This is a genomic window from Pseudomonas sp. ICMP 561 (assembly GCF_002699985.1).
Taxonomy (GTDB): domain Bacteria; phylum Pseudomonadota; class Gammaproteobacteria; order Pseudomonadales; family Pseudomonadaceae; genus Aquipseudomonas; species Aquipseudomonas quasicaspiana.
This window is the reverse complement of sequence record NZ_LKBT01000023.1, coordinates 70,736-97,301: the sequence shown is the minus strand read 5'-3', so window position 1 is coordinate 97,301 and position 26,566 is coordinate 70,736. Positions and strand designations below refer to the sequence as shown.

Annotated in this window: 22 protein-coding genes; 14 read left to right on the top strand and 8 right to left on the bottom strand. The window is 58.0% G+C overall.

Translation table 11 applies throughout. The features are described from left to right. The first annotated feature begins 11 nt into the window (after nt 1-11). The 6 genes from AO242_RS16700 to AO242_RS16675 all read left to right on the top strand — a co-directional run bounded on the left by AO242_RS16700 (nt 12) and on the right by AO242_RS16675 (nt 4,235). Nucleotides 12-614, top strand: a complete 603-nt coding sequence (locus tag AO242_RS16700) for a septation protein A (RefSeq protein ID WP_027898169.1) — start codon at nt 12-14, stop codon at nt 612-614. Nucleotide 615: 1 nt separating this feature from the next. Further along, nucleotides 616-915, top strand: a complete 300-nt coding sequence (locus AO242_RS16695; RefSeq protein WP_099269603.1) for a YciI family protein — start codon at nt 616-618, stop codon at nt 913-915. Between the two features lie 178 nt (nt 916-1,093). Beyond that, nucleotides 1,094-1,501 carry a translation initiation factor 2 gene (locus AO242_RS16690; protein WP_027898171.1) on the top strand — a complete coding sequence of 136 codons (408 nt, stop codon included), beginning with the start codon at nt 1,094-1,096 and terminating at the stop codon, nt 1,499-1,501. A gap of 7 nt (nt 1,502-1,508) precedes the next feature. After that, nucleotides 1,509-2,186: a response regulator transcription factor gene (locus AO242_RS16685; RefSeq protein ID WP_099269602.1), complete on the top strand. Its 678-nt coding sequence runs from the start codon at nt 1,509-1,511 to the stop codon at nt 2,184-2,186. A gap of 199 nt (nt 2,187-2,385) precedes the next feature. After that, entirely contained in the window at nt 2,386-2,823 is a 438-nt protein-coding gene (locus tag AO242_RS16680) for an LTXXQ domain protein (RefSeq protein WP_027900045.1), read from the top strand. 74 nt (nt 2,824-2,897) lie between these two features. After that, on the top strand, nt 2,898-4,235 hold the full coding sequence (locus AO242_RS16675) for a sensor histidine kinase (protein ID WP_099269601.1): 1,338 nt from the start codon (nt 2,898-2,900) through the stop codon (nt 4,233-4,235). A gap of 152 nt (nt 4,236-4,387) precedes the next feature. On the opposite strand, the gene AO242_RS16670 is transcribed toward AO242_RS16675, so the two are convergent. Next, nucleotides 4,388-4,948: a nitroreductase family protein gene (locus tag AO242_RS16670; RefSeq protein WP_027900047.1), complete on the bottom strand. Its 561-nt coding sequence runs from the start codon at nt 4,946-4,948 to the stop codon at nt 4,388-4,390. A 162-nt stretch (nt 4,949-5,110) separates the two neighbouring features. Between AO242_RS16670 and AO242_RS16665 the strand changes: the two genes are divergently transcribed. Both AO242_RS16665 and AO242_RS16660 read left to right on the top strand, forming a co-directional pair. Continuing rightward, a complete protein-coding gene (locus AO242_RS16665; RefSeq protein ID WP_027900048.1) occupies nt 5,111-6,565 on the top strand; it encodes a TrkH family potassium uptake protein in 1,455 nt (484 codons plus the stop codon). 80 nt (nt 6,566-6,645) lie between these two features. Then, a complete protein-coding gene (locus AO242_RS16660) occupies nt 6,646-6,957 on the top strand; it encodes a DUF962 domain-containing protein (RefSeq protein WP_099269600.1) in 312 nt (103 codons plus the stop codon). On the opposite strand, the gene AO242_RS16655 is transcribed toward AO242_RS16660, so the two are convergent. Continuing rightward, nucleotides 6,954-7,781, bottom strand: coding sequence for a UDP-2,3-diacylglucosamine diphosphatase (locus AO242_RS16655; protein ID WP_027900050.1), 828 nt, complete (start codon nt 7,779-7,781; stop codon nt 6,954-6,956). The genes AO242_RS16660 and AO242_RS16655 overlap by 4 nt on opposite strands. A gap of 333 nt (nt 7,782-8,114) precedes the next feature. On the opposite strand from AO242_RS16655, the gene AO242_RS16650 reads away from it, so the two are divergent. After that, nucleotides 8,115-8,996 (top strand): DMT family transporter, encoded by an 882-nt coding sequence (locus AO242_RS16650; RefSeq protein ID WP_099269599.1) that lies wholly within the window; start codon nt 8,115-8,117, stop codon nt 8,994-8,996. On the opposite strand, the gene AO242_RS16645 is transcribed toward AO242_RS16650, so the two are convergent. The 4 genes from AO242_RS16645 to recQ form a co-directional block, all read right to left on the bottom strand. Further along, a complete protein-coding gene (locus AO242_RS16645; RefSeq protein ID WP_099269598.1) occupies nt 8,990-9,286 on the bottom strand; it encodes a SelT/SelW/SelH family protein in 297 nt (98 codons plus the stop codon). The genes AO242_RS16650 and AO242_RS16645 overlap by 7 nt on opposite strands. A 188-nt stretch (nt 9,287-9,474) precedes the next feature. Beyond that, on the bottom strand, nt 9,475-11,511 hold the full coding sequence (locus AO242_RS16640; protein WP_257153453.1) for a FimV/HubP family polar landmark protein: 2,037 nt from the start codon (nt 11,509-11,511) through the stop codon (nt 9,475-9,477). A 230-nt stretch (nt 11,512-11,741) separates the two neighbouring features. Continuing rightward, a complete protein-coding gene (locus tag AO242_RS16635) occupies nt 11,742-12,176 on the bottom strand; it encodes a MarR family transcriptional regulator (protein ID WP_027900054.1) in 435 nt (144 codons plus the stop codon). 240 nt (nt 12,177-12,416) lie between these two features. Next, entirely contained in the window at nt 12,417-14,546 is a 2,130-nt protein-coding gene (gene recQ / locus AO242_RS16630) for a DNA helicase RecQ (protein ID WP_099269596.1), read from the bottom strand. A gap of 187 nt (nt 14,547-14,733) precedes the next feature. On the opposite strand from recQ, the gene AO242_RS16625 reads away from it, so the two are divergent. The 3 genes from AO242_RS16625 (at nt 14,734) to AO242_RS16615 (ending at nt 16,122) form a co-directional block, all read left to right on the top strand. After that, complete coding sequence (locus tag AO242_RS16625) at nt 14,734-15,321, top strand: UPF0149 family protein (RefSeq protein WP_027900056.1); 588 nt, start codon at nt 14,734-14,736, stop codon at nt 15,319-15,321. Nucleotides 15,322-15,331: 10 nt separating this feature from the next. Further along, a complete protein-coding gene (locus AO242_RS16620; RefSeq protein WP_099269595.1) occupies nt 15,332-15,733 on the top strand; it encodes a YbaN family protein in 402 nt (133 codons plus the stop codon). 194 nt (nt 15,734-15,927) lie between these two features. Continuing rightward, entirely contained in the window at nt 15,928-16,122 is a 195-nt protein-coding gene (locus AO242_RS16615) for a hypothetical protein (protein WP_099269594.1), read from the top strand. Between the two features lie 359 nt (nt 16,123-16,481). On the opposite strand, the gene pap is transcribed toward AO242_RS16615, so the two are convergent. Both pap and AO242_RS16605 read right to left on the bottom strand, forming a co-directional pair. After that, nucleotides 16,482-17,978: a polyphosphate:AMP phosphotransferase gene (pap, locus tag AO242_RS16610; protein ID WP_099269593.1), complete on the bottom strand. Its 1,497-nt coding sequence runs from the start codon at nt 17,976-17,978 to the stop codon at nt 16,482-16,484. Between the two features lie 222 nt (nt 17,979-18,200). Continuing rightward, entirely contained in the window at nt 18,201-22,934 is a 4,734-nt protein-coding gene (locus AO242_RS16605; RefSeq protein ID WP_176560647.1) for a dermonecrotic toxin domain-containing protein, read from the bottom strand. Between the two features lie 177 nt (nt 22,935-23,111). Here AO242_RS16605 and mnmC point away from each other — a divergent pair, with 177 nt between their 5' ends. Together mnmC and AO242_RS16595 are read left to right on the top strand one after the other, a co-directional pair. After that, nucleotides 23,112-25,088 (top strand): bifunctional tRNA (5-methylaminomethyl-2-thiouridine)(34)-methyltransferase MnmD/FAD-dependent 5-carboxymethylaminomethyl-2-thiouridine(34) oxidoreductase MnmC, encoded by a 1,977-nt coding sequence (mnmC, locus tag AO242_RS16600; protein ID WP_099269850.1) that lies wholly within the window; start codon nt 23,112-23,114, stop codon nt 25,086-25,088. 808 nt (nt 25,089-25,896) lie between these two features. Further along, complete coding sequence (locus AO242_RS16595; RefSeq protein WP_027899424.1) at nt 25,897-26,565, top strand: ABC transporter ATP-binding protein; 669 nt, start codon at nt 25,897-25,899, stop codon at nt 26,563-26,565. Nucleotide 26,566: the final 1 nt, after the last annotated feature.

Here is a 26,566-nt window from a genome sequence, read left to right as displayed (position 1 = left end):
TGGCTGCCATTGTGAAACAATTCATCGACTTCATCCCGCTGCTGCTGTTTTTCATCGTCTACAAAATAGAGCCTCGTGCTGTCGAAATCCTCGGCAACACTTACACGCTGGGCGGTATTTTCAGTGCGACCGCCATGTTGATCATCAGTTCGGTGGTGGTCTACGGCATTCTGTTTTTCAAACAGGGCAAGCTGGAAAAAAGCCAGTGGCTGACACTGGTTGCCTGTCTGGTGTTCGGTAGCCTGACCCTGGCCTTCCACAGCGAGACTTTTCTCAAATGGAAAGCCCCGGTGGTGAACTGGCTGTTCGCGCTGGCATTTGCCGGTAGCCACTTCATCGGCGACCGCCCGTTGATCCAGCGCATCATGGGTCACGCGCTGAGTCTGCCGAAGCCAATCTGGACCAGACTGAACATCGCCTGGATCATCTTCTTCCTGTTCTGCGGTGCGGCCAACCTTTATGTGGCGTTCACTTATCAGGAATTCTGGGTGGACTTCAAAGTATTCGGCAGCCTGGGCATGACCCTGGTGTTCCTGATCGCTCAGGGCCTGTACCTTGCCAAACACATGCAAGACCCGGCCTCCCCGCCGCCAACGACAAAAACCGAGGACTGACATGCTCTACGCAATCATTGCCACAGACGTCGAAAACTCCCTGGAAAAACGCCTGAGCGTACGTCCTGCCCATCTGGATCGCCTCAATGCGCTCAAAGATGAAGGCCGTCTGATTCTGGCAGGCCCCAACCCGGCGGTGGACAGCAACGACCCTGGCGCAGCAGGCTTCTCCGGTAGCCTGATCGTTGCCGAGTTCGAATCCCTGAGCGCGGCAAAAAGCTGGGCCGAGGCGGATCCTTTCGTAATAGCTGGCGTGTACGCCAATGTCGTCGTGAAGCCTTTCAAGAAAGTGCTGCCTTAAGCATTCCCGCCTGCATCGTGTCGTAATCGCTGCCAGCCCAGGGCAGCGATTACAGATTCTCCCCCTCTGACGCTAATCATTCTCAACGCCCTGCCGACAACCTGCTGAATGTTCTATAAAAATACTGCCGCCCAGAAATGCGGTCGTCGAAAACACGGACGCGGAAACAGGAGTTCAGATGCGGGCATGTCTGCTGATTGCTGTATTGGTAATGGGTGCCACGGCGGCCCAGGCCGAGGAAACAAGTGGTTCGGGTAACTCCTATGCGTTGCCGCTGCCGACCACTGCTGCTCAGATCAGTGATCTCCAACAGCGTCTCAAGGAAAGTGAGCGCCAGCGCGAAGATCTTCTCAAACAGGTACAGAACGCCGACGCCGCCCGCGAGAGCGCCCAGCTCACTCGTCTGCGTCAAGAGAACCAAAGGCTCAAGTTGCAGCTCAAAGAAGCACAATCGGCTGAACCGCAACGTATCCTGAGTGAACAGCAACAATGGTTCGTCACCGGAGGGGGTGTTGCGCTGATAGCCCTCCTGTGCGGTATCTTTGCCCGCGGTGGACGTAAGCAGCGTCGACAGTGGCTAAATTGAGTGAGACATGAGCGAGCTGTTACTTATTGATGATGATCAGGAGCTGTGTGAGCTTCTGAGTAGCTGGTTGAGCCAGGAAGGTTTTCTGGTTCGTGCCTGCCATGACGGCCAAAGTGCCCGTCGCGCCCTCGCCGAATCCGCGCCAGCGGCGGTGGTTCTGGACGTCATGCTTCCGGACGGCAGCGGCCTGGAATTACTCAAGCAATTGCGCAACGATCACCCTGATCTGCCGGTATTGATGCTCTCGGCCCGTGGTGAGCCGCTGGATCGGATTCTGGGCCTGGAACTGGGCGCGGATGATTACCTGGCCAAACCCTGCGACCCTCGCGAACTGACCGCTCGCCTGCGCGCCGTGCTGCGTCGCAGCCATCCGACGGCCGTGTCGACCCAGCTTGAACTCGGCGACCTGAGTTTCAGCCCCGTGCGCGGTGTGGCGATCATCAACGATCAGGAACTGGTCCTTACCATGTCGGAAAGCCGTTTGCTCGAAGCGTTGCTGCGCCAACCGGGTGAACCACTGGACAAGCAGGAACTGGCGCAACTGGCGCTGGGGCGCAAACTGACCCTTTATGACCGTAGCCTGGACATGCACGTGAGTAACCTGCGCAAGAAAATCGGCCCGCATCCTGACGGCCGTCCGCGAATAGTGGCGTTGCGTAGCCGGGGTTATTACTACGCGGTCTGACGACCAAGCTGCAAGCTGCAAGCTGCAAGAAGAGCATGGAGCACATGAGCTGTACCTCTTGAAGCTTGTAGCTTGAAACTGATAACTGCTCCCCTCCCTCTTTACCAAGGCTTTACAGTAGCCTGACCGCTCTTGACCTTGATCTCCCTAAACTGGCCTCAACCGGCAACGAGCCGGATTCGAGACAAGGAGATACACCATGCGCAAGACTCTGATCGCTTTGATGTTCGCTGCTGCCCTGCCTACCGTTGCAATGGCTGCACCTGGCGATGGCCCTGGTTTCGGTCCAGGCCCTGACGGTCCACGTGCTGGCATGCACCATGATCGCGGCCCCTTCGGCAAGCTGGACCTGACCCCCGAACAGCGCCAACAGATTGGCAAACTGATGGGCGAGCGAATGCACGACCGCAAGGACATCACTGAAAAGTATCTGGCCAAGCTGTCGCCCGCTGACCAGAAAGCCATGAAAGACGAACTGGACGCCAAGCGCACCAAAACCGATAGCGATATCCGTGCGCTGCTCAAGCCTGACCAGCAGAAGGAATTCGACGAAATGCAGAAAGAGCGCGCAGCAAAAATGGCCGAACGCGCTGAATTCGAAGCGTGGAAGGCGCAAAAAGCGCAAAAAGCCCAGTAAGCCCAGTAAGCTACTGATACACCTGAACCCGGCACTCCCCAAGCGTGCCGGGTTTTCCTATTTGAGGTTGTCCCGTGCGTTCATTGTTCTGGCGAATTCTGGCTAGCTTCTGGCTGGCCATTGCCCTGGTTGCAGGGCTGTCGATCCTGCTCGGCCACATGCTTAATCAAGACGCGTGGATCCTCAGCCGTCACCCGCTGCTGAGTCATCTGCCGCAGACATGGACCGAGCAGTATGAAAACCAGGGTGCGGATGCCGCACAGGACTACCTGCAAAGCCTCAAACGCAAAAAACACATAGATGTTCAGGTCCTCAACGACAGTGGCGATCCGGTGGTGCGGGGTACTCTCTCACCTCGTGCTGCGGCACTTGAAGCCCGTCAGGGCGATAATCCAGGACCGCTTCCGTGGCGTCGCCTGACGACGGAATACACCAGCGAAAAAACCGGCGAAACCTACCTGTTCATCTATCGCATCCCTCACCCGGAGCTGGATGCGTGGCACCGCGACAGCCTGATGTGGCCGCTCAGCGCGCTGGGTATTGCCCTGGTGGTGCTGACCTTGTTCAGCCTGCTGGTGACCTTGTCCATCACTCGCCCCCTCAGCCGTTTGCGCGGCGCGGTGCATGATCTTGGGCAAACCACTTATCAACAAAACAGCCTCGCGCAACTGGCGAATCGCCGGGATGAATTCGGCGTGCTGGCCACTGACTTCAATCGCATGGGCGCGCGGCTGCAGAGTCTGATCGGCAGTCAGCGCCAGCTGCTGCGCGATGTGTCCCATGAATTGCGCTCGCCACTGGCCCGTTTGCGTATCGCACTGGCGCTGGCAGAACGGGCGGAACCGGCCGAACGGGAAAAGCTCTGGCCACGCCTCAGCCGCGAATGTGATCGTCTGGAAGCGCTGATCAGCGAAATCCTCGCTCTGGCACGCCTTGATGCGCAACTGAGCAGCGCTGAGCCTATTGATCTCAACGCGTTGCTTCTGCGCCTCAAGAACGATGCAAATCTGGACGGTGACGATCAGCAAATCGCCGTGAGCGTTGAGCCCAATCTGTCTCTACAGGGGTGGCCTGACATGATTGAGCGGGCCACTGACAATCTGTTGCGTAACGCATTGCGCTTCAATCCGGCCGGCAAGCCGATAGACATTCAGGCAAAACGGGTCGGCGACCGGCTGCAATTGAGTGTGCGCGATCAGGGGCCAGGCGTAGCGGCTGAGCACCTGACGCAACTGGGCGAGCCGTTTTACCGAGCCCCCGGCCAGGCCGCACCGGGTCACGGCCTGGGGCTGGCAATTGCTCGTCGTGCCGCGCAACGTCATGGCGGGGAATTGATTCTGGGTAATCATCCCGAAGGCGGATTTCTGGCGATTATTGATTTGCCAGCGGAGCCAGCGGGTTCGGGGGTTTAGATCGTGTTCTCCAAAACCCAATGACGCCATCGCGGGCAAGCGCGCTCCTACAGTCACAAACCGCGTTCTAACTGTAGGAGCGCGCTTGCCCGCGATGGCGATTTGAACGCGCAAAAAAAATCATCAGAAACGCTAACGATTGCTTAAAGCACTCAGCCCTGCCACTCACTCACAAAATCTACCACATCCACTTTCGCAGCAACCCGTGGCGGGTTCTGTGGCGTGCCCAGATACAGGAAGGCGATCACTTCCTCATCATCCGCCAGGCCGAAACCTTTGGCGACGAGTGGCGAATACGACAACTCGCCGGTACGCCACACCGCCCCGACGCCCAGCGCGTAGGACGCCAGCAAAACGCTATGGGCCGCACAGCCCGCAGTAATCAGTTGCTCAGCCTTCGGCACCTTGTAGTGATCCTGCAGGCGGGCAACGACAACCACCACCAGCGGCGCGCGTAATGGGCCAAGACGTGCCTTGTCCAATGCTTGCGGGGTCACTTCCGATCCGCTGGCCTGCAGCGCCTGGGCAAGCAAGTCCCCCATACGCTCACGGGCTGCGCCTTCCACGGTGATAAAACGGAATGGCCGCAGCTGGCCGTGATCCGGCGCGCGCATGGCGGCACTGAACAGTATTTCGCGCTGGGCTGCATCCGGGGCCGGGTCGATCAATCGCGGGACCGAGACACGATTGAGCAATACGTCGAGCGCCTCCATGGGCTACCTCCTTGAAAAATGATGGGCCATTCTAGAGCCTGTGCACCCGGATAACGAACTGCCGAGGCAATTACTTACACACTGCGGCGTACAGGCCACGGTTTACTTGCCGTGGGCCGCAGGTAGAATGGCGCCTTTCCCCGAACTAGTCAGAGTGACTGCATGGCGTTGCCGACCCTTCGCATCATCGGTTTCATTATCGGCATATTCCTGATCACCCTGGCCATCGCCATGGTCGTGCCCATGGTGACCCTGGTGATCTACGATCGCTTTGAAGACCTGCGATCTTTCCTGTGGGCCAGTCTGCTGACGTTCATGGCCGGTCTTGCGTTGATTACTCCGGGACGACCGGAACACGTGCATCTGCGTCCGCGAGACATGTACTTGCTGACGGTATCCAGCTGGATCGTCGTCTGCGTGTTCGCCGCCCTGCCGTTTCTGCTCACCCAGCACATCAGTTACACAGACTCGTTCTTTGAAAGCATGTCCGGCATTACCGCGACCGGTTCTACCGTGCTCAGCGGCCTGGACACCATGTCGCCGGGCATCCTCATCTGGCGCTCGATGCTTCACTGGCTGGGCGGGATCGGCTTTATCGGCATGGCGGTAGCCATTCTGCCCCTGCTGCGTATCGGTGGCATGCGCCTGTTCCAGACCGAATCTTCCGACCGCTCGGAAAAGGTCATGCCCCGCTCGCACATGGTGGCCAAGTTTATCGTACTGGCCTACGTCAGTATTACCGCGCTGGGCAGCCTGGCCTTCTGGGCCGCGGGCATGAGCCTGTTCGATGCGATCAACCACGCCATGTCGGCTATCTCGACCGGCGGGTTTTCAACCTCTGACCTTTCCCTGGCCAAATGGCCGGAACCTGCCGTGCATTGGGTCGCCATTGTGGTGATGATCCTCGGTAGCCTGCCGTTCACCTTGTATGTGGCAACCCTGCGGGGTAACCGCGGCGCCCTGTTTCGTGATGAACAGGTTCGCGGGCTGTTGGGTTTGTTGCTGGTTACCTGGCTTGTACTGGGCGCGTGGTACTGGGCGACCACTGATCTGCCATGGTACGACGCACTCCGTCACGTGGCCCTGAACGTGACATCCGTCGTAACCACCACCGGTTTCGCCCTCGGCGATTACAGCCTGTGGGGCAACTTCGCGCTGATGTTTTTTTTCTACCTGGGCTTTATCGGTGGCTGCTCCGGCTCCACCGCTGGCGGCGTGAAAATATTCCGCTTTCAGGTAGCCTACATTCTGCTCAAGGCCAACCTCAATCAGTTGATCCACCCGCGTGCAGTGCTCAAGCAGACGTATAACGGCCACCGCCTGGACGACGAAATCGTCCGTTCGATCCTGACGTTCTCGTTCTTCTTCACCATCACGATCTGCGGCATCGCCCTGTTGCTGTCGCTGCTGGGGCTCGACTGGATGACGGCACTGACCGGCGCTGCAAGTACCGTGTCCGGCGTAGGTCCTGGCCTGGGTGAGACCATCGGCCCGGCAGGTAACTTCGCCACCCTGCCAGACGCGGCGAAGTGGATTCTGTCAGGAGGCATGCTGCTGGGACGTCTTGAGATCATTACCGTGCTGGTGCTGTGCATTCCGGCATTCTGGCGTCACTGATCGTAATGGCGTTTAATGTCAACTGACGCAAAGCCAGCTGACATTAAACCCAATAGCGCCAACGATCAGGAACTCCAGCCATGGAAACCACCAAGTCGTTTATCCGCTTCGCCGATTTCTACCCTTACTATCTGCAGGAACACCGCGACAGCGCCTGCCGTCGTCTGCACTTCGTGGGCACCAGTCTGGTTATTTTCCTGCTGGCGTTTGTGATTGGCAGCGGCAGTTGGAGCCTGATCTGGCTCGTGCCGCTGGCGGGATATGGCTTCGCCTGGGTTGGCCATTTCTTCTTCGAGAAAAACCGCCCTGCCACGTTCAAGCATCCGCTTTACAGTCTGCTGGGCGATTTTGTGATGTACCGAGACATGCTGACGGGCAAGGTACCGTTCTAGACCACCGGTTCGCTGGCCTCAAGCGCTTCCTCAGCAAGCGGTTCCTTGTGCTTGAGATGAGCATCCGCGAGCCGAAACAGCTCAATAGTGCCGTCCAGATGCTCGATCAACGCCGTACAGGATTCGACCCAGTCACCGCAGTTCAGGTATTCCACTCCACCGACCCTGCGCATCTCGGCATGGTGGATATGCCCACATACCACGCCATCCAGGCCGCGCTTGACGCACTCATGGGCGATGGCTTCTTCAAAGTCACTGATGAAACTGACGGCAGTCTTCACCTTGTGCTTTAGATAAGCCGATAAAGACCAGTAACCGTAGCCATACTTCGCCCGCCAGTGGTTCAGCCAGCGGTTGAGTGTCAGGGTGAATTCATAGGCCGAGTCGCCCAGAAACGCCAGCCAGCGGTGATAGCGGGTAATTACGTCAAACTGGTCGCCGTGGATAACCAGAAAACGACGCCCGTCAGCAGTGACATGCTCGGCTTCATCCACCAGATGGATATTGCCCAGAATCAGTTTCGAATAGCGGCGCAAAAACTCATCGTGGTTGCCGGTGACATAGATCACCTCGGTGCCGCGTTTGCTCATGGTCAGCAAGCGGCGGATCACATTTGTGTGAGCCTGTGGCCAATACATGCCGCCCCGCAGCTTCCAGCCGTCGATGATATCGCCGACCAGATAGACCTTGTCAGCCTGATAGCCTTTGAGGAAGTGGGTCAGGTGTTCCGCCTGGCAATCCCGCGTGCCCAAATGCACATCGGAAATCCACAAAGTGCGAACGCGTTGCTTACGGCTGGGTTTGGCAAGCTGAGCACTGGTCATGAACCATCTCCTGCTGGGTTTGCATGAGAGTGCCCGGTGCCGGTTAATCGAATGTGACCGGGTTGTGGCAATGTCATGACAATGCACAGGAATAGTTGGACTGAATGCTTCAGGGCGGGCGCTGGTAGACTGCTTTCGATTGGCACAGAGGGGTGGTTGCAGGAGTCAACTTGTTGGCGAGACGATGGACCTCCAAAGTCAGATATACCGCCTCGCCAACAAGTTGGCTCCTACCGGGATACAGGTTCCAACCCGATGATTGATGCGTTCGTCCTCATGAACCCCAATCGCAGCCTTCGGCAGCTCCTACATTACCGTGCAATAAGGATCAGCATGACTCCCCGCTCCGCCTTGGGCGCCTTGCATATCGGCGCATTGATGTTTGGCCTGACTGGCGTCTTCGGCAAACTGGCCAGCGCATCACCTTCCGTCATTGTCTTCGGTCGCGGAATCTTCGCCGTTATAGCCCTGGCGTTCTTCGCCCGCTTTGCCAGCAATACTGCATGGAAAACCTTGCAGCGCGCCGATTGGGCGCGCCTGTTACTTGCAGGCGTGTTGTTGGCCGCGCACTGGGTGAGTTTTTTCATCGCGGTGAAAGTTGCCGGCGTCGCCGTCGCCACGTTGGGCTTTGCCAGCTTCCCGGCCTTCACGGTGATACTCGAAGGGCTGCTGTTCCGTGAACGCATCCGTAGCAATGAAATCATTCTGGTGATGCTGGTCAGTGTTGGACTGGTGTTGGTTACACCCGAATTCAATCTGGCCAGCGAGGCCACCAGCGGTCTGTTATGGGCAGTTTTTTCCGGACTGACTTTTTCGTTGCTTTCGCTGGTCAATCGCGTCAGCTCGAAAAACGTCCCGCCGGTGCAGGCTGCGCTGTATCAGAATCTGATCGTTGCAGCTTGCCTGCTGCCGATGGCCGCGCCTGAACTGGGCAGTGTTCCTGCGCTGGACTGGCTGTGGATAGGTCTACTGGGCGTGTTCTGCACCGGCCTGGCTCACAGCCTTTTCGTGGCCAGTCTGGGAGTGATCAAGGCGCGGACTGCAGCGGTGGTTTTTGCGATGGAGCCGGTTTACGGCATCACCTTCGCCTGGCTGCTATTTGCCGAAGTTCCCACCCTGAGCATGCTGCTGGGCGGTGCACTGATCATCATCGCCATTGTGGTTTCAGGCTTGATGAGCAGTAAAACAAAACCTCAGGCAGCCACGACTCACTGACCCTGCGTGGTCTTGTCGTTGTGCCCCAGGTTACGCTGAGGATCAATCTGATCACGAACCCGCTGCTTGAGTACCTTTGCCTCGGGGAATCCACCATCGGCCTTTCGCTCCCATAACTGCACGCCGTCACAGGTGATGATGAATACACCGCCAGTCCCGGGTTGCAGTGAGACCTTGCCCAGGTCATCGGAAAAGGTACTGAGCAACTCCTGAGCCAGCCATGCTGCGCGCAATAGCCACTGGCATTGCGTGCAGTAGGTGATGACGATTTCAGGTTTCACGGTAGACATGGAAAGAATCTCAGGGACTAACTACAAATTGAACTAACAGCGGTTCTGTTGGAGCGAGGCTTGCCCGCGAAGAACGATAATGCGGTGTGTCTGACTTACCGAGTCGCCCGGTTCGCGGGCAAGCCTCGCTCCAACAGCATCACTGTCTGCTTCTCGACAGCCTGGAGCCATTAACACTGGGACGGCGCCTACAAACCGGCCAGGAGATCACGAGCCGTCTGTTGGTGTTCGTCATCAGACTCATCAATCACTTGCTGCAGCAGCTCGCGAGCGCCCTCGATATCGCCTTCATCGATCAGCACTTGAGCCTGATTGACCTTGCTCAGCGGGACCTCTTCAAGATCAAGCAGGTCGAACTCGCCCGACTCATCCATGAAGCCATCCAGGAATGAGTCGTCGAGAGCGTCACTGTTTGACTCGATGATCCCCTCTTCTTCAGGGAAATCACTGAGGAAACGATCATCCGGAATTTCCTCCACGCCGGGCAGCTCGGTGAGATTCGACGAGAATTCGGGCTCGTGAACCGTAACCTCCTCTGTCGGTGCTTCAGCTCGCACAGCCACCGGCTTGTCGAATGGATCCACCAAATCCCAGTCGGCATCCATCGACAAGTCATCCAGGTTCAACTGAAAATCATCGAACGCAGGTTCAGGATGGACCGCTGCGGCGGCATTTTCATCAAGCTGGGCGGGCTCTTCGTTCGCAACTGCTTTAGCAACTTCGGCCGCAACAACTGCTGCAGCTACGGGCGCTGCGGCAAGTACCGCCGGAGTGACACTGGAAGCCTCCTCGGCAGGCTTGAGCTGTGGATAACGCGAGCGAATTTGCTGAACCTGCTCGGCCTCCACGCCATTCTCGAGAGCAAGCAGTTCTTCCTGAGCAAAACCTGCTGAGTCACCCTGCTCTGCCAACAACTCGAGAATACGCACACGAATATCCGTACGCTCGGGCTGCTTGGCCAACGCATCGCGCAAAATCCCCATGGCCTCGGCGAATCGACCATAAGCAATGTAGATACTGACGCCATCCAGCGCATCGGTACTGCCTGCGGCCGCACGGGCCGGGGCCGGGCGGGCAGGCGCCGGAGCCGTGGCAACGGGCGTCGTCACTCTGACGGCTGCGGCTGCCGTGTCGTAAGTCGGGACAGCCGGCTCACGGGCCGGGTTACTCAAGGTTGGGTCTACGACGGCTGGCTTGGGAATGGATTGCTTGCGCCGGTTACGTTGCACCGACCACGCAAGCACGAGCAGCAAGAGCAGAATCGCCAGAGCACCCAACAGCAGCGGCGAGGTCAGCAAAGAATCCTCCTGCGGCTGTGGACCGGCAGCCGGCACTGCGGCAGGCGTATCGACCGGTGCGGGTACTGCCGGAGCAGGCTGTGCCGTGGTGCCACGACTCTCCGCCAACTCGGTCTGCAAGCTGACTATCTGCTTGTCCTTGCTATCAATGGACGCCTGCATGCCCTCCAATTGAACGCGCAGGTCATCCACGGTCTTGGTCAGCAGCTGATTTTCGATGGCTGAAACGGCGAGCTGCTCAGCGCCACGCTGGGCCTGCGCCGTTGGTTGCGGAGCTGCTGCTGTTGATGCGGGCGCAGGATTACTGTTGGGCAAAACTGCTGCATCAGGCAGCAACAAACTCTGTCCGACCTTCAGCGCCGTGCTGTCGCCGTTAGGAAAGGCCTGAGGATTGAGCGCCTTGATACCGTCAGCAAGTCGTCCTGCCGAAGCACTGCCGCCCGATCCCTGCATGCGTCGTGCGATGGAGTTGAGCGTATCTCCGCCCACCACCGAGTAGCGCTTCCCTTCCAGTGCCACGGGTGGTGCAACCGGCATTCGTGACTGCTCGGCGCCTGGTGTCGCGGACGCCCGGGGCCTTCCCGCCACCGCAGCACGTCCCTGCTCAGACGTCGCCGGGTCCAGCAGCAACGTGTATTCATGCAGCATGTCGCCGCCTGGCCGAATGACTTGTACCAGGAACTGCAAGTAAGGCTCGGTGACCGGTTTGCTTGATACCACGCGAATCACGCCACGATTACCGCGGATGACCGGCGTGAAGCGAAAATCATTGAAGAAGAACACCCGATCGACACCCGCCCGGGCGAATTCTTCCGGCGAGGCCAGTCTTGCGACGATGTCATCGGCACTCAGGCCTGCGGTTTCCACCAATTCGATTTCAGCATTCAGCGGCTGATTGAGGGCCGAGTGCAGGGTGATATCGCCCATGCCCAATGCGGATGCCAACGTCGAGTACAACATCGATGCCGAAGATAAAGCCGCGACTATGAAGCCGCGACGTAAAGCGGTCCTGGCAAAACCTGATCGTGTAGCCGCCTGAGAGCTGTTGCGCATACGAACCCTTATCGAAACCTGAAAAGGCTTCATTGCATATTCAATATATGGCGTGGACTTCAATGTCTTGGCTGCAAGTATGAGCGAGAAGCAGCGTGTGTGCCTCAGGATCTTTCGAGGTTCGCGAGGATACGCGTATGAACGCGCATGCAAACCCGCAGCTCCTCTTCATCGATACCCGCAAACAGCTCGACCCGCAATGCTGTGGCGATGGCTTCGATCTTCTGGATCAAAGGCCAAGCGGTATCGCACAGGACGATTTTCTTTGCCCGGCGATCTTCAGCTACCGCATGGCGCTGAACCAGACTCTGCGCTTCAAGGCTGTCGAGCAAACGTGCGAGTGTCGGACCTTCAACACCCACACTCTGCGCCAGTTCGCGCTGCGTTGGCGGCTCCTGAAAACGGGCAAGATGCAGCAGCACCAACCAGCGCGCCTGAGACAGCCCAAGATCGGCAAGGCGTCGATCCAGCTCAGCACGCCAGCCTCGGGACATATGAGCCAGTTGCATACCGAAGCGATGTTCATCTGTCATTGGCATAGAAAACTCGTGGTCGATACTAATTATTAGTCAGCTAACCATGGCGTCAGGATTGAGGCAAGTGAGGGGTTGTAAGTAGATGAATTGGGCCGGGATCGTCCAGATCTGTAGGACCGGCTTTAGCAGGGAGGATTGAAGACCTGACAACACAGATGTGGCGTGTGCACAGATCGGCTCCCGGCTAAAGCCGGTCCTACAGAATTTCCTGCATCTGGCGCACGGCGGCATCCTCGCCAGGAATCAAACCTCGAACTCAGCCTGCAGCGCAGCGCGTACACAATACAGAACACCCTCAGGCACGCGCCCGGTGAACTGTTCGGCGATGGCGGCCACGGGAGGTAACTCGCCCTCGCCGTCGAGAAATGCATCCTGAATTTCGCCAAGCAGATCTTCCGGCAAATCCAGTGCCTGCTCCAGCGAAAGCTGCTGCTTGCCGATGGCTTCAGCCAACATGCTGTAGACGTTCTTCTCGGTGCACTGCAACTGTCCGGCAATCTGTGCAGGGGTCATACCGGCGCGGGCCAGACTGATGAGTTCGTGGCGCACATCAGCCACGACTTTCGGCGCTTCGGCAGCACCGCCCAGCACTTCAAGGAAGGCCTCGCCGTAACGCTCCAGTTTGCGTGCGCCGACGCCGCTGACCTGGGCCATGTCGGACATGGTTTCCGGTTTGCTGCGCAGCATTTCCAGCAACGTCGAATCCGGGAAAATAACGTAAGGCGGCACGCCGTGCTCTTCGGCCAGCTTGCGACGCAAGGCACGCAACGCTTCCCACTGTTCGCGCTCTTCGCCTCGCACCAGTTGACTAGCCGGGCTGCCGGAGCTGCTTTTTGCGGTGGTCTGCGGCTTCAGATCGCGACGCAACTCCAGCGTCACTTCGCCCCGCAACAGTGGGCGACAGGTGTCGCTCAGACGCAGGCCGCCGTAGCCTTCCAGATCGATATCAGCCAGCCCACGGGCAACCAGCTGGCGGAACAACGAACGCCACTCACCCTCGGCGCGCGCCTTGCCAACGCCAAATACCGAGAGGTGTTGATGGCCGAAGCTTTGTACCTTCTCAGTGGATTTACCCAGCAATACATCGACCAGATGACCCACACCATAACGCTGGCCGGTGCGATAGATCGCGGATAGCGCCTGACGCGCAGGCTCGGTGGCATCCCAGGTCTGAACGCCATCAACACAGTTGTCGCAATGACCGCAGGGCTGAGGCATGTCTTCGTCGAAATAGGCCAACAGCGTCTGACGACGGCAGCGCGTCTCTTCGCACAGCGCCAGCATGGCATCCAGCTTGTGATGCTCCAGACGCTTATGCCGTTCGTCGCCCTCGGAGTTCTGCAGCATCTGCTTGAGCATCAGCACGTCTTGCAGGCCGTAGGCCATCCATGCATCGGCAGGCAGACCATCACGCCCCGCCCGACCGGTTTCCTGGTAATACGCCTCAAGCGACTTGGGCAAGTCCATGTGCGCAACAAACCGCACGTTGGGCTTGTCGATGCCCATGCCGAACGCGATGGTCGCAACCATGATCAGGCCTTCCTCATTGAGGAAGCGCTTCTGGTTGGCGGCTCGGGTTTCTGAAGGCAAACCGGCATGATAAGGCAGCGCCGGATAACCGTTTTCACACAGAAACGCGGCGACTTCGTCGACTTTTTTGCGCGACAGGCAATAGACGATACCGGCATCGCTGCGACGCTCGGACAAAAAAGCCAACAGCTGCTTGCGCGGCGACTCCTTGGGCACGATGCGATAAAAAATATTCGGCCGGTCAAAGCTGGACAGGAAACGTTCGGCGTTCTGCAAATGCAGCCGGGTAACGATTTCCTCACGGGTACGCTTGTCTGCCGTAGCGGTCAGGGCAATACGCGGCACATCGGGGAACAGTTCGGCCAGTTGGCCCAGCTGCAGGTATTCAGGGCGGAAGTCATGGCCCCACTGGGATACACAGTGAGCTTCATCGATGGCGAACAGGGCAATCTGCAGATTCTGCAAAAAGGCCAACATGCGCGGCTGGACCAGACGTTCCGGGGCCAGATACAGCATCTTGATTTCGCCCAGACGAATCCGGTTGGCCAGTTCGCGCTGCTGGTCCGCGCTCAAGGTCGAGTTCAGCGCCGCCGCCGAAACGCCCAGCTCTTCCAGGGTCGCGACCTGATCGTCCATCAGGGCGATCAACGGTGACACCACTACCGCCAGGCCGTCACGCAACAGGCCGGGCACCTGAAAGCACAGCGACTTGCCACCGCCAGTGGGCATCAATACCAGCGCATCACCGCCGCTGGCCACGCGTTCAATAATGGCACCCTGGCGACCACGGAAGCTGTCATAACCGAAGATGTCTTTAAGTACGCGTTGCGCCTGTTCGAGCATAAAAACCCCAGAATGTCCTGCTGCACTGCTAAAGCGCGGCAGTATACCCGACGTGCCACAGGCAAGGGGTGGCATGGATATAAGCGGTCGAAATTAAGCTATAGCGTAATGCGTCTGCCTCCGCGCTGGCGCCCGGGACGCTCAGGGCCTAGAATTCAGCATCGTTTATTTTCAAGGTAGCCTGTCAATGTCCTTCGCTGAGCAACTAAACCGCCTCCAAGTCTTCCTCGATGCAGATGAACTGCATGACGAGGCACTGGACTACGTGGCCGCTCATGGCTACCTGACCGCCCTTTCGATCTGTGCTGAAAGCGTGCCTGAGCGTGAGTGGATCGATGCGCTGTTCTCCGAGCCACCCCATTACGCCGATGACGCCCAGCGCGAAGAGATCGAAGGTACGCTGATCCAGTTGCAGGCGCACATCGCTCGCCAACTGGCTTCAGACGAAGAATTCGAACTGCCATGCGACCTGGATCTGGGCGACGAGCCGGACGATTCCGATCTGCGCGGCTGGTGCATCGGTTTCATGGAAGGCGTGTTCCTGCGCGAAAGCGCCTGGTTCGAAACCGCCGAGGAAGAAGTCAGCGAAATGCTGTTGCCGATCATGGTCGGTTCGGGTCTGTTCGATGAGCAGCCTGAGTTCTCCGATATCGCCGCAGATGCCAATCTGATGGACGACATGATCGTGCAGATCCCGGAAGCTCTGACAGCGCTGTACCTGCTGTGCCAGGCACCGGACGAGAAACCGGCAATCCTCAAGCCCCGCCACCACTGAGTCTGCGCCTATGGCGCAAGCCTCACCACGCACGAGCCCTAATCGGTTCGTGCGGTATACCTTTCTTGGCGTTGGCTGGATAAGCGTGACGTTGGGGGTGATCGGGATTTTCCTGCCGATTATGCCCACCACGCCTTTTCTACTGCTTGCCGCCGCCTGCTTTGCTCGCAGCTCTCCACGCTTTTATAACTGGCTGGTCAATCACAAACGACTGGGCCCGTGGATTCGTGGCTATCTGGAAGGCAACGGTATTCCGCTCAAGGGCAAGGTCTACGCGATTGTCTCGATGTGGATCAGCATCGGGTTTTCCTGCTATCTCGTGCCCAACATTTGGGCAAGGGTATTTATGTTGACCTGTGCGGTTTTGGTCACGGTTTATATCCTGCGGCAGAAGACACTGCACAAGCCTTGATTCACGCCCAGCCAACCCTTTGATACCCGACAGATCTCATGCGTTTTTTTTCGGTATAAGCGTTATGAGAAAAACGTCTTGGCGACTCCCAAAGTTGTTCTTAGCTGTGATGTTACAAACCTGATACGGTTTTAAACGCATAGATCGTCAGTTTTTTGGCAAACAAGAACAGACTTACTTAGGGAGAAGTATTCATGCGCGATTTGACCCCGCTCTACGGTGCTGTCGTATTGGCGGTAGCCAGCTTTCAAGGGCAGACCATGCCGTTGGCCGATTTGATTCAGAGCATCCCCGACAGGCAGCACAAAGATGTCGTCGAAAGCAGTTACCTGCCCGCAGTTGAAGTGGCCCGTAACCGGAGTAATGAATCACAGATTCTTCAAGGGTAACTGTGGCAACGCAGGCCTCTTTCGGAGCCTGCAAGGGGTGACAGGTTTTAGATGATGTGAGGCCGGCTTCAGCAGGGAAAGCGGTATTGCTGGCGACCCATTATCAGCGACCTTTCTGGCCTCATCCCGGCTAAAGCTGGTCCAACTCCCTTTGCACCATCTGTGGAAGCTTCTATGTTTGCTTGCAATCCCGTAGGACCGGCTTTAGCCGGGAGAGCGGTATTTCTGACGAAGAATATGTAGTGAATGTCCCGACGCCCTCCCGGCTAAAGCGGAACGCCGCCCGGCCGGTCCTACGGAATAGCGCGGTCTATGTGGGAGCTGAGCTGGCTCGGCTCCCACAGATAGCCCGGCGCGTCCTATTTCTTCTTGTCTCGGGCAAACGCCGCTTCCAGTGCCTCATTCAGCGTGCGCAACACCTTCACTCGCGCCCAGCGTTTGTCATTGGCTTCAACCAGTGTCCACGGCGCGATTTCAGTGCTGGTGCGGTCCACCATGTCCCCCACCGCCTCACGGTACTGCGGCCACTTTTCGCGGTTGCGCCAGTCTTCGTCGGTGATCTTGTGCCGTTTAAAAGGGATCTTTTCCCGGGCCTTGAATCGCTCCAGTTGGGTTTTGTCGTCGATGGCGAGCCAGAACTTGACCACCACAATCCCGGCATCGGTCAATTGCTCTTCGAAGTCATTGATCTCGCCATAGGCCCGTAACCAGTCGGCCTCGCTGCAGAAACCTTCCACACGCTCCACCAACACCCGACCGTACCAGGAACGATCAAAAACAGTGAATTTGCCCCGCGCCGGAATCTGCCGCCAGAAGCGCCAGAGATAAGGCTGGGCGCGCTCGTCTTCACTGGGTGCCGCAATCGGTACGATGTTGTATTGGCGTGGATCGAGTGCCGCAGCGACACGCCGGATAGCACCGCCCTTTCCCGCCGCGTCATTGCCTTCGAACACAGCAACCAAGGCATGCTTACGCATGCGCTTGTCACGAATATTGCCCGAAAGACGCGCCTGCTCGGTAATCAACTGCTCTTCGTAATCGTCCTTCTCCAGGCTCAAACTCATGTCGAGGCTACCTAGCAGGGTCACGTCGTCGTGGTTATGCGCCAGTGGTCCAACGCTCAACGGCTGAGCGTTGGGCTCGGGAGCGTTCAGCGCCGCCTGCATACCCTCAAGCAACAATCTGCCCACAGTCAGGCTGCGGTAATACGGATCAACGCCTTCAATGACATGCCACGGCGCATACTCCCGGCTGGTACGCCGCAAAACGCGCTCGCCGTATCGAACGAACTTGTCGTAGGTTTTTGATTGTTGCCAGTCCAGCGGGCTGATGCGCCAGCTATGCAGTGGGTCATCCTTGAGCTGCTTGAGGCGCGATTTCATCTGTTTCTTCGACAAATGAAACCAGAATTTGAAAATCAGCGCGCCTTCATCGGTGAGCATTTTTTCAAGACGCTCGGAACCGTTAATGGCCTGATCCAGCACCGCATCCTTGAACAACCCATGAACCCGCCCCTGGAGCATCTGGCTGTACCAGTTGCCGAAGAAAACGCCCATACGGCCTTTGGCTGGCAATTGCCGCCAATAGCGCCAGGCGGTGGGATGCGCCAGCTCTTCATCGGTTTGCTGATCGAAGGTGCGCACTTCGATGAAACGCGGGTCCATCCATTCATTCAACAGCTTGACCGTCTCGCCCTTGCCCGCGCCTTCAATGCCATTGATCAGCACGATGATCTGACGCTTGCCCTGCTCATGAAGGTCGTATTGCGCCTCCAGTAACGCTTCACGCAATGCGGGCACTTCAGCGTCATAGGTTTCCTTGGCGATGGCGTGACCGATTTCAGCGGATTCGAACATGCATGACTCCTCTCTGGCCTGGACCCTGTAAACATCTGGAACGACGTTAATCTCTGTAGGAGTGAGCTTGCTCGCGATGCGGTTTGTACGTTGATAGATATCGTCTGACGTAACGCTATCGCGAGCAAGCTCACTCCTACAGGTCCTCCGCCTGCTTAAGACCGGGTGATAACCCTGAGACCAATCCATCCCCGGCAAAGTTGCCGGAGATGGGTCAATGAATCAGAACCATTGCTGGCGCATGTTATTGGTTAGCTGTTCCAGCAAGGCTCTTTCGGCCGCGTTCAAACTTGCAATCAGGGCTCGGCCCTGTCGGTCGTATTCATCGTTATCAATTGGCGGATTGGCTATCAGTTGTTCAAACTCAAGATTTTCCCGTGCCAACGCTTCCAGATCGTTCGTCACGTGGGCAGCGACCAGACGTGCGTTGACCTCACCGCGCTGACGTAGATCTTCGGCAATATCGATAGGTGGGTGCTCCTCAAGGGCATCCATTTGCTCTCTGATAGACGCCGTCACCCGTGCCAAATCAGTTTGATGCTCCGTGCGCAAACGCTCGGTCCAGCGACGATCAGCCAGTGCGTACTTCACAAATTCGTCACCTGTTTCGCGCTCCAGCACTACGCGTCGTGCCGCGAGAATCGCCTGACGGTCCACCGAGGCCAGTCGGCTCCAGGCCATGCTCAATGGCTGCCCTGGCAAGTTCAAATCGCCAGCCAGACCGATTCGATACGCCATACGAACTTCGGCATGGTCAACGTGAACGCCGCGACTTTCCCTGCTGGCAATTTCCAGATCGGCAATGGCCTGTACCTCATTCAGGCGAAACAGGCCACGCATAACCCGAAACAGCACCTCGGTATGCTGCGCCTCGGACACGCCTTGCAACTCCCTCCGGGCATAAACCGCAACCTGAATATCGCTGAAAATAAGCCTCGCGCCGTCCTCACAGGTCTGATCAGCGCCGAACAGCCGATCATTGGCCATGACTTCCAGCTCAGCGCGCAGCTCAGGATTCGCCGCGGCGGCCTCAAGCACCCTCATCACGTCATTGGCCAGTTCTTCGTGAAAGCGCTGAAAATCCGGGGCCTCTTGAAGGCGCTGCAGCAATACCAGCAAGTTGGGTGCATCCGCCGCCTCTTCCACCGCTTGCCAGGCAACGTTCAATCTTGAATTCAGTTCAGTGCGTCCTTCGACCAGCCAGATATCGGCCACCGGCACCGGCGGCGCGAGGGGCGTATGACCGGCGTTGTGTGTATGCCAATCGACATCGTCATCCGACGAGGCTTCATCATCACTGGAGGTGGTATCCACCACCAGATCGCGGATTTCCTCCGGGAAGTCGTATTCAAGGCGATAGGTCATGTCGTAACCGCGATCATTGATCCAGAACCTGCGCAGTTCCTCATGATCGATAGGGTTGCCATAAGCATGGATGGTCATCTGCGATGGCTGCCCCACACTGTTGTCGAGGATGTAGTCCGGCAGATGCACAATCTGGTTGTCGCTGATATCCAGCGTATGCAGGGGAAGGCTGTCGATCCAGGAGGGCCACTGGGTCAATCCCGTTTCGTTGAGCCAGAGTGTCGACACATGCAGGCGACCGACATCGGTGATTTCCCCGAGTACATTACCGGTCAGATCCAGGTCGTCCAGGGCTCGTACTCGCATGAACAGATCCATGGATTGCTGATCGATCGTCAGCCCCATGCCTTCGAGGGACAGATGAACCAGATCCCCCATTCCCGCAACGCCTTCTGGTATTTCAGTCAAGCCACGGCCAAGTATTTCCAGCCGGTTCACCGCGGGAAAACGTCCCAGAAGGCGGTTTATATCCTCTGCTCCACCCGTAACGGCGTTCAGCGTCAGATAATGAATCTGCGCATAGTGAGCCGGTAGCTCGGGCATATCGGAAAGCCCGGTAAGATCGAGGTTTTCCAGCAAAAGGTTCCTGGAGTGCATGGGCGACATCGGGTCGCTGTATCGCCAGGCACGCCCTAGCGCATCGGCGATGGACTGGCGAACGGCCAATCGCTGGTTGGTAATTGACGGCCCCGGACCACTGGGGTTTACCCAACCTTCCAGAGCACTGCGCAGCATCTCCCAGGACTGCAATCGGCTCCGGGTTGCCTCCACCAATTGCGGGATGCTCCAGCCCCGGAACATCAGATTCTGCACATGGATTGGCAAGCTGGGAGCCTCTGGATACAGGATGCTCAGCGCTGTGATCAACTCGACAGACTCAACCGGCAGATCGGGTAGCGCCGCGCCCCGGCCGCTCAACTCATAACCCAGACGCCGATCCGCCAGACGTGTCGGGCCACGAAAACCGGGGCTGATTTCCTTGAGGCCAAGCGTCTTCGCAACTCTCCTGCGTTGCGCGGTTGCGTCGCTGACAATGCGTCTACGCAGCGTAACGGCATCAGCGACGCCGATGTCACGTGGTACATCGACAGGCAAAGCATTGAAGACCGACGCGAAGAATTCATCTATAGATGCGAGCTCTTTACCTGCTGCATCACAAGGCAGGTAGCGATTGCCCTGCTTGATCAAAATCCTGCGCCGGGTAGTCGAACCTTCGCCTATGCCCTCCAGCAAGGGACCGCCGAACGTACCCTCCCTGATTTCAATCCGCAGGTCTTCGGGCCATCCCGGCAGTTGCTTCAACCCCTGCAAGGACAGTTTCAGCGTGTCAGCGCTGCCCGACCGCGACTGCAGAAAGAAGCCTTCAAGGGCCTGGTTGATCCGGGTTTGCTGCAGGTAACCGCGTGCCCTACCCGCCATCTCGACAGGGATGGATTGTGTCGTTTGCAGGGTCGCCAACTGCTCGGCGCTGGCTTCGAGCAGCAACTCGCGAGCGGCCGCGCTGGTCATGCCCGGAAAGTCCCTTTTGATGAGCTGCACCATGGGGTCATCGCTGGCTTCGCGCACCTGATTGAGGCGCTCGAACAGCAAATCCGGGTGCTCGGCATTCATCTGCATCACACGCTCGTTCAGCGCAAAACGTTGAATGGCGTCCGTCAACGCTCCGGGAGGTGGCTGACTCTCAAGATGCAACGTAGTAAGCAACGCCTGATCGGCCCCCGTTACGCTCAGAATGTCTTCAGCGACTTGCACGGACAAATCCGCCACCGGGTAGCCCAGACGCCGGAACGAGGTTTTCAAATCCCACAGCAACGGGTTTTCACCTTCATGCCGCCAGGCGCCTGCGCCGTTGTGCTCCAGTTTTGGAGAAAAACGCCTGCCGCGCGGCATTCTGATTCGCCATTTATTCAGCGCAGTGTCCAGCTCTACCCGATAGAACCGTCCTTGCAACCCTATGTATTTAACCCCCTGATGTTCGAAGACACCCTCGGCACTGGGCTTGATACCTTGCGGCAGGACGACATCGGCGGCGAAGGGCTTGAGGTCAACTGACCACAGTCGCGCCTGACCATTTTCCAGTCTGACGGGAATCATCTTGCCCACAAACGAAGAGTCCTTGATCGCTGGCAGTTCGTCTGGAGTCGCAGCTTTACCTGCGGCGGCAAAGACCGCGAGCATCGCCAGGTTTTCCGCAACGCTGGCCAGATGTTCAAGCGCCTGATCCATATCGCCAAGCGCCCATGCCTCAACCCCCTCAAAGGTATCGACCAACAATTGCGCACCTGCGACCACCATCATGACCTCGCCCAGCACCGGCACAAATAAAGCTGCCAGGTTGGCCACATTCATGCCCATTGCCAGACAATGAGCCAGCCGCGCGCGACGTGAGGCTTCATCCTCATCGCCGGTGGGCACAGCCAATGCCCTGGCGTCATCCTTGATGCGCAACATTCGCTGAAAATACAAATACTCCAGCAGCGGATAAGGAAGGGTCTCGGCGACCGGCTTCAGATCGGCATGTTCATCGACCTCTGGCACCCTCCACATTCTGGGTATCAGCCCCGTATCTCCGGGTATTCGACGGTCGCGCATAGGCGTCAGGCACGCGCCAAGCGTGTTGAGAAACTCGGCTCTGCGACGTTGCGCGATAAACCCGGCGAAATAGCGTTGGTATCCAGCGTTTCTCAGCTTTGCGCGCAGCTCTCTCACGAACTGGTCCAGTGACTCGTATTCCTTGAGGGGAGCAGTCGGGTCGCCCGGCACGTACACCACACAGCCGCTCAGGCTGCGGGCCTGGAAAACCAGAACGTCGCGCACGGCAAAACCGAGCAGTGTCAGATGCTGGATATCCAAGGCCTGCGTCCGTCCCTGATCCGCCCAATGCCCGCTGGCCGCCAAAACCGAGCGGTAAGCGTCGCCGGACAGCACCTCGCTCCCTTGCATGTACGCAAGGTGCGCCTGGACGTACAAAGCATTGCGCGCCTGATGACACAGCGCATCCTTGATCTGTGTGGTGCTTAACGCCCCCGTCGCCAACGTGCTTGAAACTGGCTCCAGTACAGACTTGAGATGATTCTGGTATTGGCCACCAATATCCAGGGTGCGACATAGCGCCATGAACTTCGCTGGCGACACCTTCAGGGCATGAGGGTAACTGCTGCCCGAAGCGAAGTTCGCCAGATTGGGCTTGCCGTGATAAATCACCGAATCGGCGGTGACTTCATCGACTTCCTCCTGGTGAAAATTCTGCAGCGCAGCTTCCAGTAAAGACTGCACGGTAAAGCTGCGCTCCACCAACTCACTGGGCAGTGGCACCCAGGTATCGGCGAAGCGGACATGGCGAAAGTGATCACGGTCGACATCCAGGCCAGGCCCGAATGCCTGCGTCAGCGCCCTGGATAACAACGGCCTGGCGAACGCCATAAGGTCTTGCATACTGCCCAGAAACTTCTGTACCTGGCTGCGCAGGTGGTGGCTGCGCAGCATGTCGCGATGCAATCGCTGACGCGATTCCGCGGTTGCATAGACATACCAGGAGGGCAGGTTTTTTTTGATGTGGTGCTGGTGGGGATGGATTACAGGTTTGCTCATTGCATGACTCCTATAAAAGAGTCTGCACGTGATCAGGTTTGGTCGTGCCTCAGGGGGTAGATAGTTAATACCAGCAGCAGGCGCTTCTGCTTCATGCCAGGCGATACAACCCGCGCCTACAGGTCCGCTGCTTGCTGCGTTAACATGCACGCCCCCGCACACAAGCCGAGCCAGACTGTGACCATCACCCGCCATGCCCAGCTCGACTGGGACGAACAGGGTAACCCCCATTCCCGGGAGTTTTCCGACGTCTACTTTGCGACGGGAGCAGGCCTTGAAGAAACCCGACACGTATTTCTGGTGCAAAACGACCTGCGCGATCGTTTCAGCGCATTGCCGCAAGACGGTCGGTTGGTGATCGGCGAGACGGGATTCGGTACGGGACTGAATTTTCTCTGCGTCTGGCAGCTGTTCGCCGAGTGCGCACCTGCGTCTGCGAGACTGCATTTTGTCAGCGTCGAGAAATTCCCTCTCAGCCAGTCAGACCTGCATCGTGCGTTGAATCTCTGGCCGGAACTGTCGCCTTTTTCAGGCCCGCTGCTGGAACAATATGTGGCTGTGCATGAGGGTTTTCAGCGTCTGGTGTTCGACGGCGGACGCGTGACGCTGACCCTGCTGATCGGCGATGTACTGGACATGCTGCCGCAACTGGATGGGCAGATTGATGCATGGTTCCTGGACGGCTTCGCCCCGGCAAAAAATCCGGAGATGTGGACTCCTGAACTGTTCGCCGAACTGGCCAGACTGGCCGCACCGAATTCGACCATCAGCACCTTCACCAGTACTGGCTGGGTCCGTCGCGCCCTGAACGCTGCGGGCTTCAAAATGAAGCGCGTGCCGGGCATTGGACACAAGTGGGAAGTGTTGCGCGGCGCCTTCCTTGGCTGGCCGGAAGATGCCACGCCAGCGCCAGCGATAAAACCCTGGTTCGCTCGCCCCGCGCCACTCAATGGCGAACGCAAGGCCATGGTCATTGGCGGCGGAATGGCAGGTTGCACCACCGCTGCAAGCCTTGCGGCAAGAGGCTGGCAAGTGACGTTGATAGAGCGTCACAACGACCTCGCGCAGGAAGCGTCGGGTAACCCGCAGGGTGTTCTTTATCTGAAACTGTCCGCCCACGGCACAGCGTTATCGCAACTGATACTCAGTGGTTTTGGTTATACCCGCCGTATTCTCGAACGCCTGCAAAGGGGCGTCGACTGGGATGCTTGCGGCGTTCTGCAACTGGCCTTCAACGACAAGGAAGCACAACGTCAGGCACAACTGGCAGCGGCCTTTCCAGAAGAGCTGCTGCATCTTCTGGACAAGCCGGCCGCCGAAGCCCGCAGCGGTGTGCAGCTAGAGAACGGCGGCCTGTTCTTTCCTGAAGGGGGCTGGGTGCATCCCCCTGCGTTGTGTCATGCGCATGTCGGTCATCCAAATGTTCGCGTGCAACTGCATCACAACGCCGTCGAGCTGCGTCGTGAATCCGGCCAGTGGCAAGCCTGGGATGGCGACGTGTTGCTGGATCAGGCCGAGGTCGTGGTTCTTGCGGGTGCCGCCGATATCAAGCAATTCCCCTTGAGTGCGGCACTACCGCTCAAGCGTATTCGAGGACAGATCACGCGCCTGGCGCAGACTGAGGCCAGCAAAGCGATGAACACGGTGGTGTGCGCCGAGGGCTACGTTGCTCCGGCACGGCTGGGTGAACATACACTGGGGGCCAGTTTTGATTTCACTAATGAGGATTTGAGTCCCAGCACCGCCGATCATCTGGGCAACCTGCAGTTGTTGCAGGAAATCTCGGCAGACCTGAGTGAGCGTCTCGATATCGCTCATTTGCCGACGCAACAGTTGCAGGGTCGGGCGGCGTTTCGCTGCACCAGCCCGGATTATCTGCCGATCATCGGGCCGTTGGCGGACAAGGACTCGTTCGTCCAGGCCTATGCTGCACTCGGCAAGGATGCTCGGCAGATTCCCGAAACGCCCTGCCCTTGGCTGGATGGTTTGTACATCAATAGCGGTCATGGTTCTCGCGGCCTGATTACCGCGCCACTGTGCGCCGAGTTGCTTGCTGCCTGGCTTGATAACGAGCCGCTGCCATTGCCCCGCAGTGTGGCTGAGGCGTGTCATTCGAATCGGTTTATGTTGCGGGAGTTGATTCGGGGGAAGTGATATGTGTCTCCCGGTCTTCGGAGATATGCGGTGATTTTTGCGTACATATCCATTGTTGGGGTAACGGCTGATATTGGTTGCGCCCTTACGGCGCGTCACTTTTGGGGCCCAAAAGTAACCAAAAGGCTCTTGCCCCACCACTCGGCACCTCGCTAATGCTCGGTGTACCCGCCCGCAGATCCTGAACCGTGGGCCGCCGCAACGGGCCATCCATGGCCCAATGCGGCTAACCCGGCATCCTTGCCGGGTTGCCCACGCTTCAGAATCTGCGTTCGGCCAGCGTGGTTTAACGGGGCGCCTAAAATCAAAAGCAGATCAAAAGCAAAGCGAATACACGGGGGGCACGGTAGGAGCGAACTTGTTCGCGAGACGTCAGCACAGCCAACACAGACGTCGTCTGACACATCGCTTCGCAGCCTTCGGCAGCTCCTACAGAAAACCGGAAAACCCACACAACCAGGTCGGCTCTCAGGCCGCCGCGCTTTTGATTTTGATCTAAGGCGCCCCGTTAAACCACGCCGGCCGGAATTCGACATTGCTGTGTGGGGCAAACCGGCAGGGATGCCGGTTTAGCCGCCTCAGGCCATGGATGGCCGGTGGCGGCGGCCCCACGCAGCAATGTCGGATTACGGGCATGCCGAGCACCAGCGAGGCACCCAGTGGTGGGGCAAGAGCGTTTTGGTTACTTTTGCGCTCCATCAAAAGTGACACGCTGTAAAAGCGCAACCAATAGTAGCCGTGACCATAAAAACGGATATGTACACAATATTGCTATCCTCCCCCTACAAACCCGCCAATCGAGCCCCCCATGCTTGAAGTAAAAAACGTCTTCAAGAGCTACGCCACCGCCCAAGGTCCACTGGCAGTTTTGCGTGGAGTGGATTTATCTCTGCAGAAAGGCAGCAGTCTCGCCTTGATGGGCGAATCCGGCAGCGGCAAAAGCACGTTGCTGCATCTGGTGGCTGGCCTTGATCAGGCCGACGAGGGGCAGATCGAAATTGCCGGGCAGCGGCTGGATCTTATGAGCGAATCACAACTCGCCAACTGGCGCCGTACCGAAATCGGCCTGGTGTTCCAGCAATTCAACCTGATTGGCAGCCTCAAAGTTGAAGACAATCTGGCATTTCAGGCGCGGCTGGCCGGGCGTTATGAGCCGCAATGGCAGGCGCAACTGGTGGAACGACTGGGACTTGGGGACTTGCTCAAGCGTTATCCGGAACAACTGTCCGGCGGCCAGCAACAGCGGGTTGCCATTGGCCGGGCGCTGGCATCGCGGCCCGGCCTGCTGCTGGCCGATGAGCCCACCGGCAACCTCGATGAAGCCACCAGCGATGAAGTCCTGCAATTGCTGCTGGACCTGCTGGCCGACAGCGCCACCAGCCTGTTGATGGTCACCCACAGCCCGCGGGTTGCCGAGCGACTGGCTCAGAAAGTGATCCTGCACCACGGCCGTCTGGCAACCGAGAGCGATCGCTGAA

What these genes read in the sequence shown, in the direction of transcription:
- AO242_RS16645 (WP_099269598.1), bottom strand. Translation starts at nt 9,286, where the DNA reads ATGTCTACCGTGAAACCTGAAATCGTCATCACCTACTGCACGCAATGC.
- AO242_RS16605 (WP_176560647.1), bottom strand. Translation starts at nt 22,934, where the DNA reads ATGAGCAAACCTGTAATCCATCCCCACCAGCACCACATCAAAAAAAAC.
- AO242_RS16670 (WP_027900047.1), bottom strand. Translation starts at nt 4,948, where the DNA reads ATGGAGGCGCTCGACGTATTGCTCAATCGTGTCTCGGTCCCGCGATTG.
- AO242_RS16620 (WP_099269595.1), top strand. Translation starts at nt 15,332, where the DNA reads ATGGCGCAAGCCTCACCACGCACGAGCCCTAATCGGTTCGTGCGGTAT.
- AO242_RS16695 (WP_099269603.1), top strand. Translation starts at nt 616, where the DNA reads ATGCTCTACGCAATCATTGCCACAGACGTCGAAAACTCCCTGGAAAAA.
- AO242_RS16615 (WP_099269594.1), top strand. Translation starts at nt 15,928, where the DNA reads ATGCGCGATTTGACCCCGCTCTACGGTGCTGTCGTATTGGCGGTAGCC.
- AO242_RS16690 (WP_027898171.1), top strand. Translation starts at nt 1,094, where the DNA reads ATGCGGGCATGTCTGCTGATTGCTGTATTGGTAATGGGTGCCACGGCG.
- AO242_RS16650 (WP_099269599.1), top strand. Translation starts at nt 8,115, where the DNA reads ATGACTCCCCGCTCCGCCTTGGGCGCCTTGCATATCGGCGCATTGATG.
- AO242_RS16655 (WP_027900050.1), bottom strand. Translation starts at nt 7,781, where the DNA reads ATGACCAGTGCTCAGCTTGCCAAACCCAGCCGTAAGCAACGCGTTCGC.
- AO242_RS16665 (WP_027900048.1), top strand. Translation starts at nt 5,111, where the DNA reads ATGGCGTTGCCGACCCTTCGCATCATCGGTTTCATTATCGGCATATTC.
- AO242_RS16625 (WP_027900056.1), top strand. Translation starts at nt 14,734, where the DNA reads ATGTCCTTCGCTGAGCAACTAAACCGCCTCCAAGTCTTCCTCGATGCA.
- AO242_RS16680 (WP_027900045.1), top strand. Translation starts at nt 2,386, where the DNA reads ATGCGCAAGACTCTGATCGCTTTGATGTTCGCTGCTGCCCTGCCTACC.
- AO242_RS16640 (WP_257153453.1), bottom strand. Translation starts at nt 11,511, where the DNA reads ATGGGCGATATCACCCTGCACTCGGCCCTCAATCAGCCGCTGAATGCT.
- AO242_RS16595 (WP_027899424.1), top strand. Translation starts at nt 25,897, where the DNA reads ATGCTTGAAGTAAAAAACGTCTTCAAGAGCTACGCCACCGCCCAAGGT.
- AO242_RS16685 (WP_099269602.1), top strand. Translation starts at nt 1,509, where the DNA reads ATGAGCGAGCTGTTACTTATTGATGATGATCAGGAGCTGTGTGAGCTT.
- AO242_RS16660 (WP_099269600.1), top strand. Translation starts at nt 6,646, where the DNA reads ATGGAAACCACCAAGTCGTTTATCCGCTTCGCCGATTTCTACCCTTAC.
- pap (WP_099269593.1), bottom strand. Translation starts at nt 17,978, where the DNA reads ATGTTCGAATCCGCTGAAATCGGTCACGCCATCGCCAAGGAAACCTAT.
- recQ (WP_099269596.1), bottom strand. Translation starts at nt 14,546, where the DNA reads ATGCTCGAACAGGCGCAACGCGTACTTAAAGACATCTTCGGTTATGAC.
- AO242_RS16635 (WP_027900054.1), bottom strand. Translation starts at nt 12,176, where the DNA reads ATGCCAATGACAGATGAACATCGCTTCGGTATGCAACTGGCTCATATG.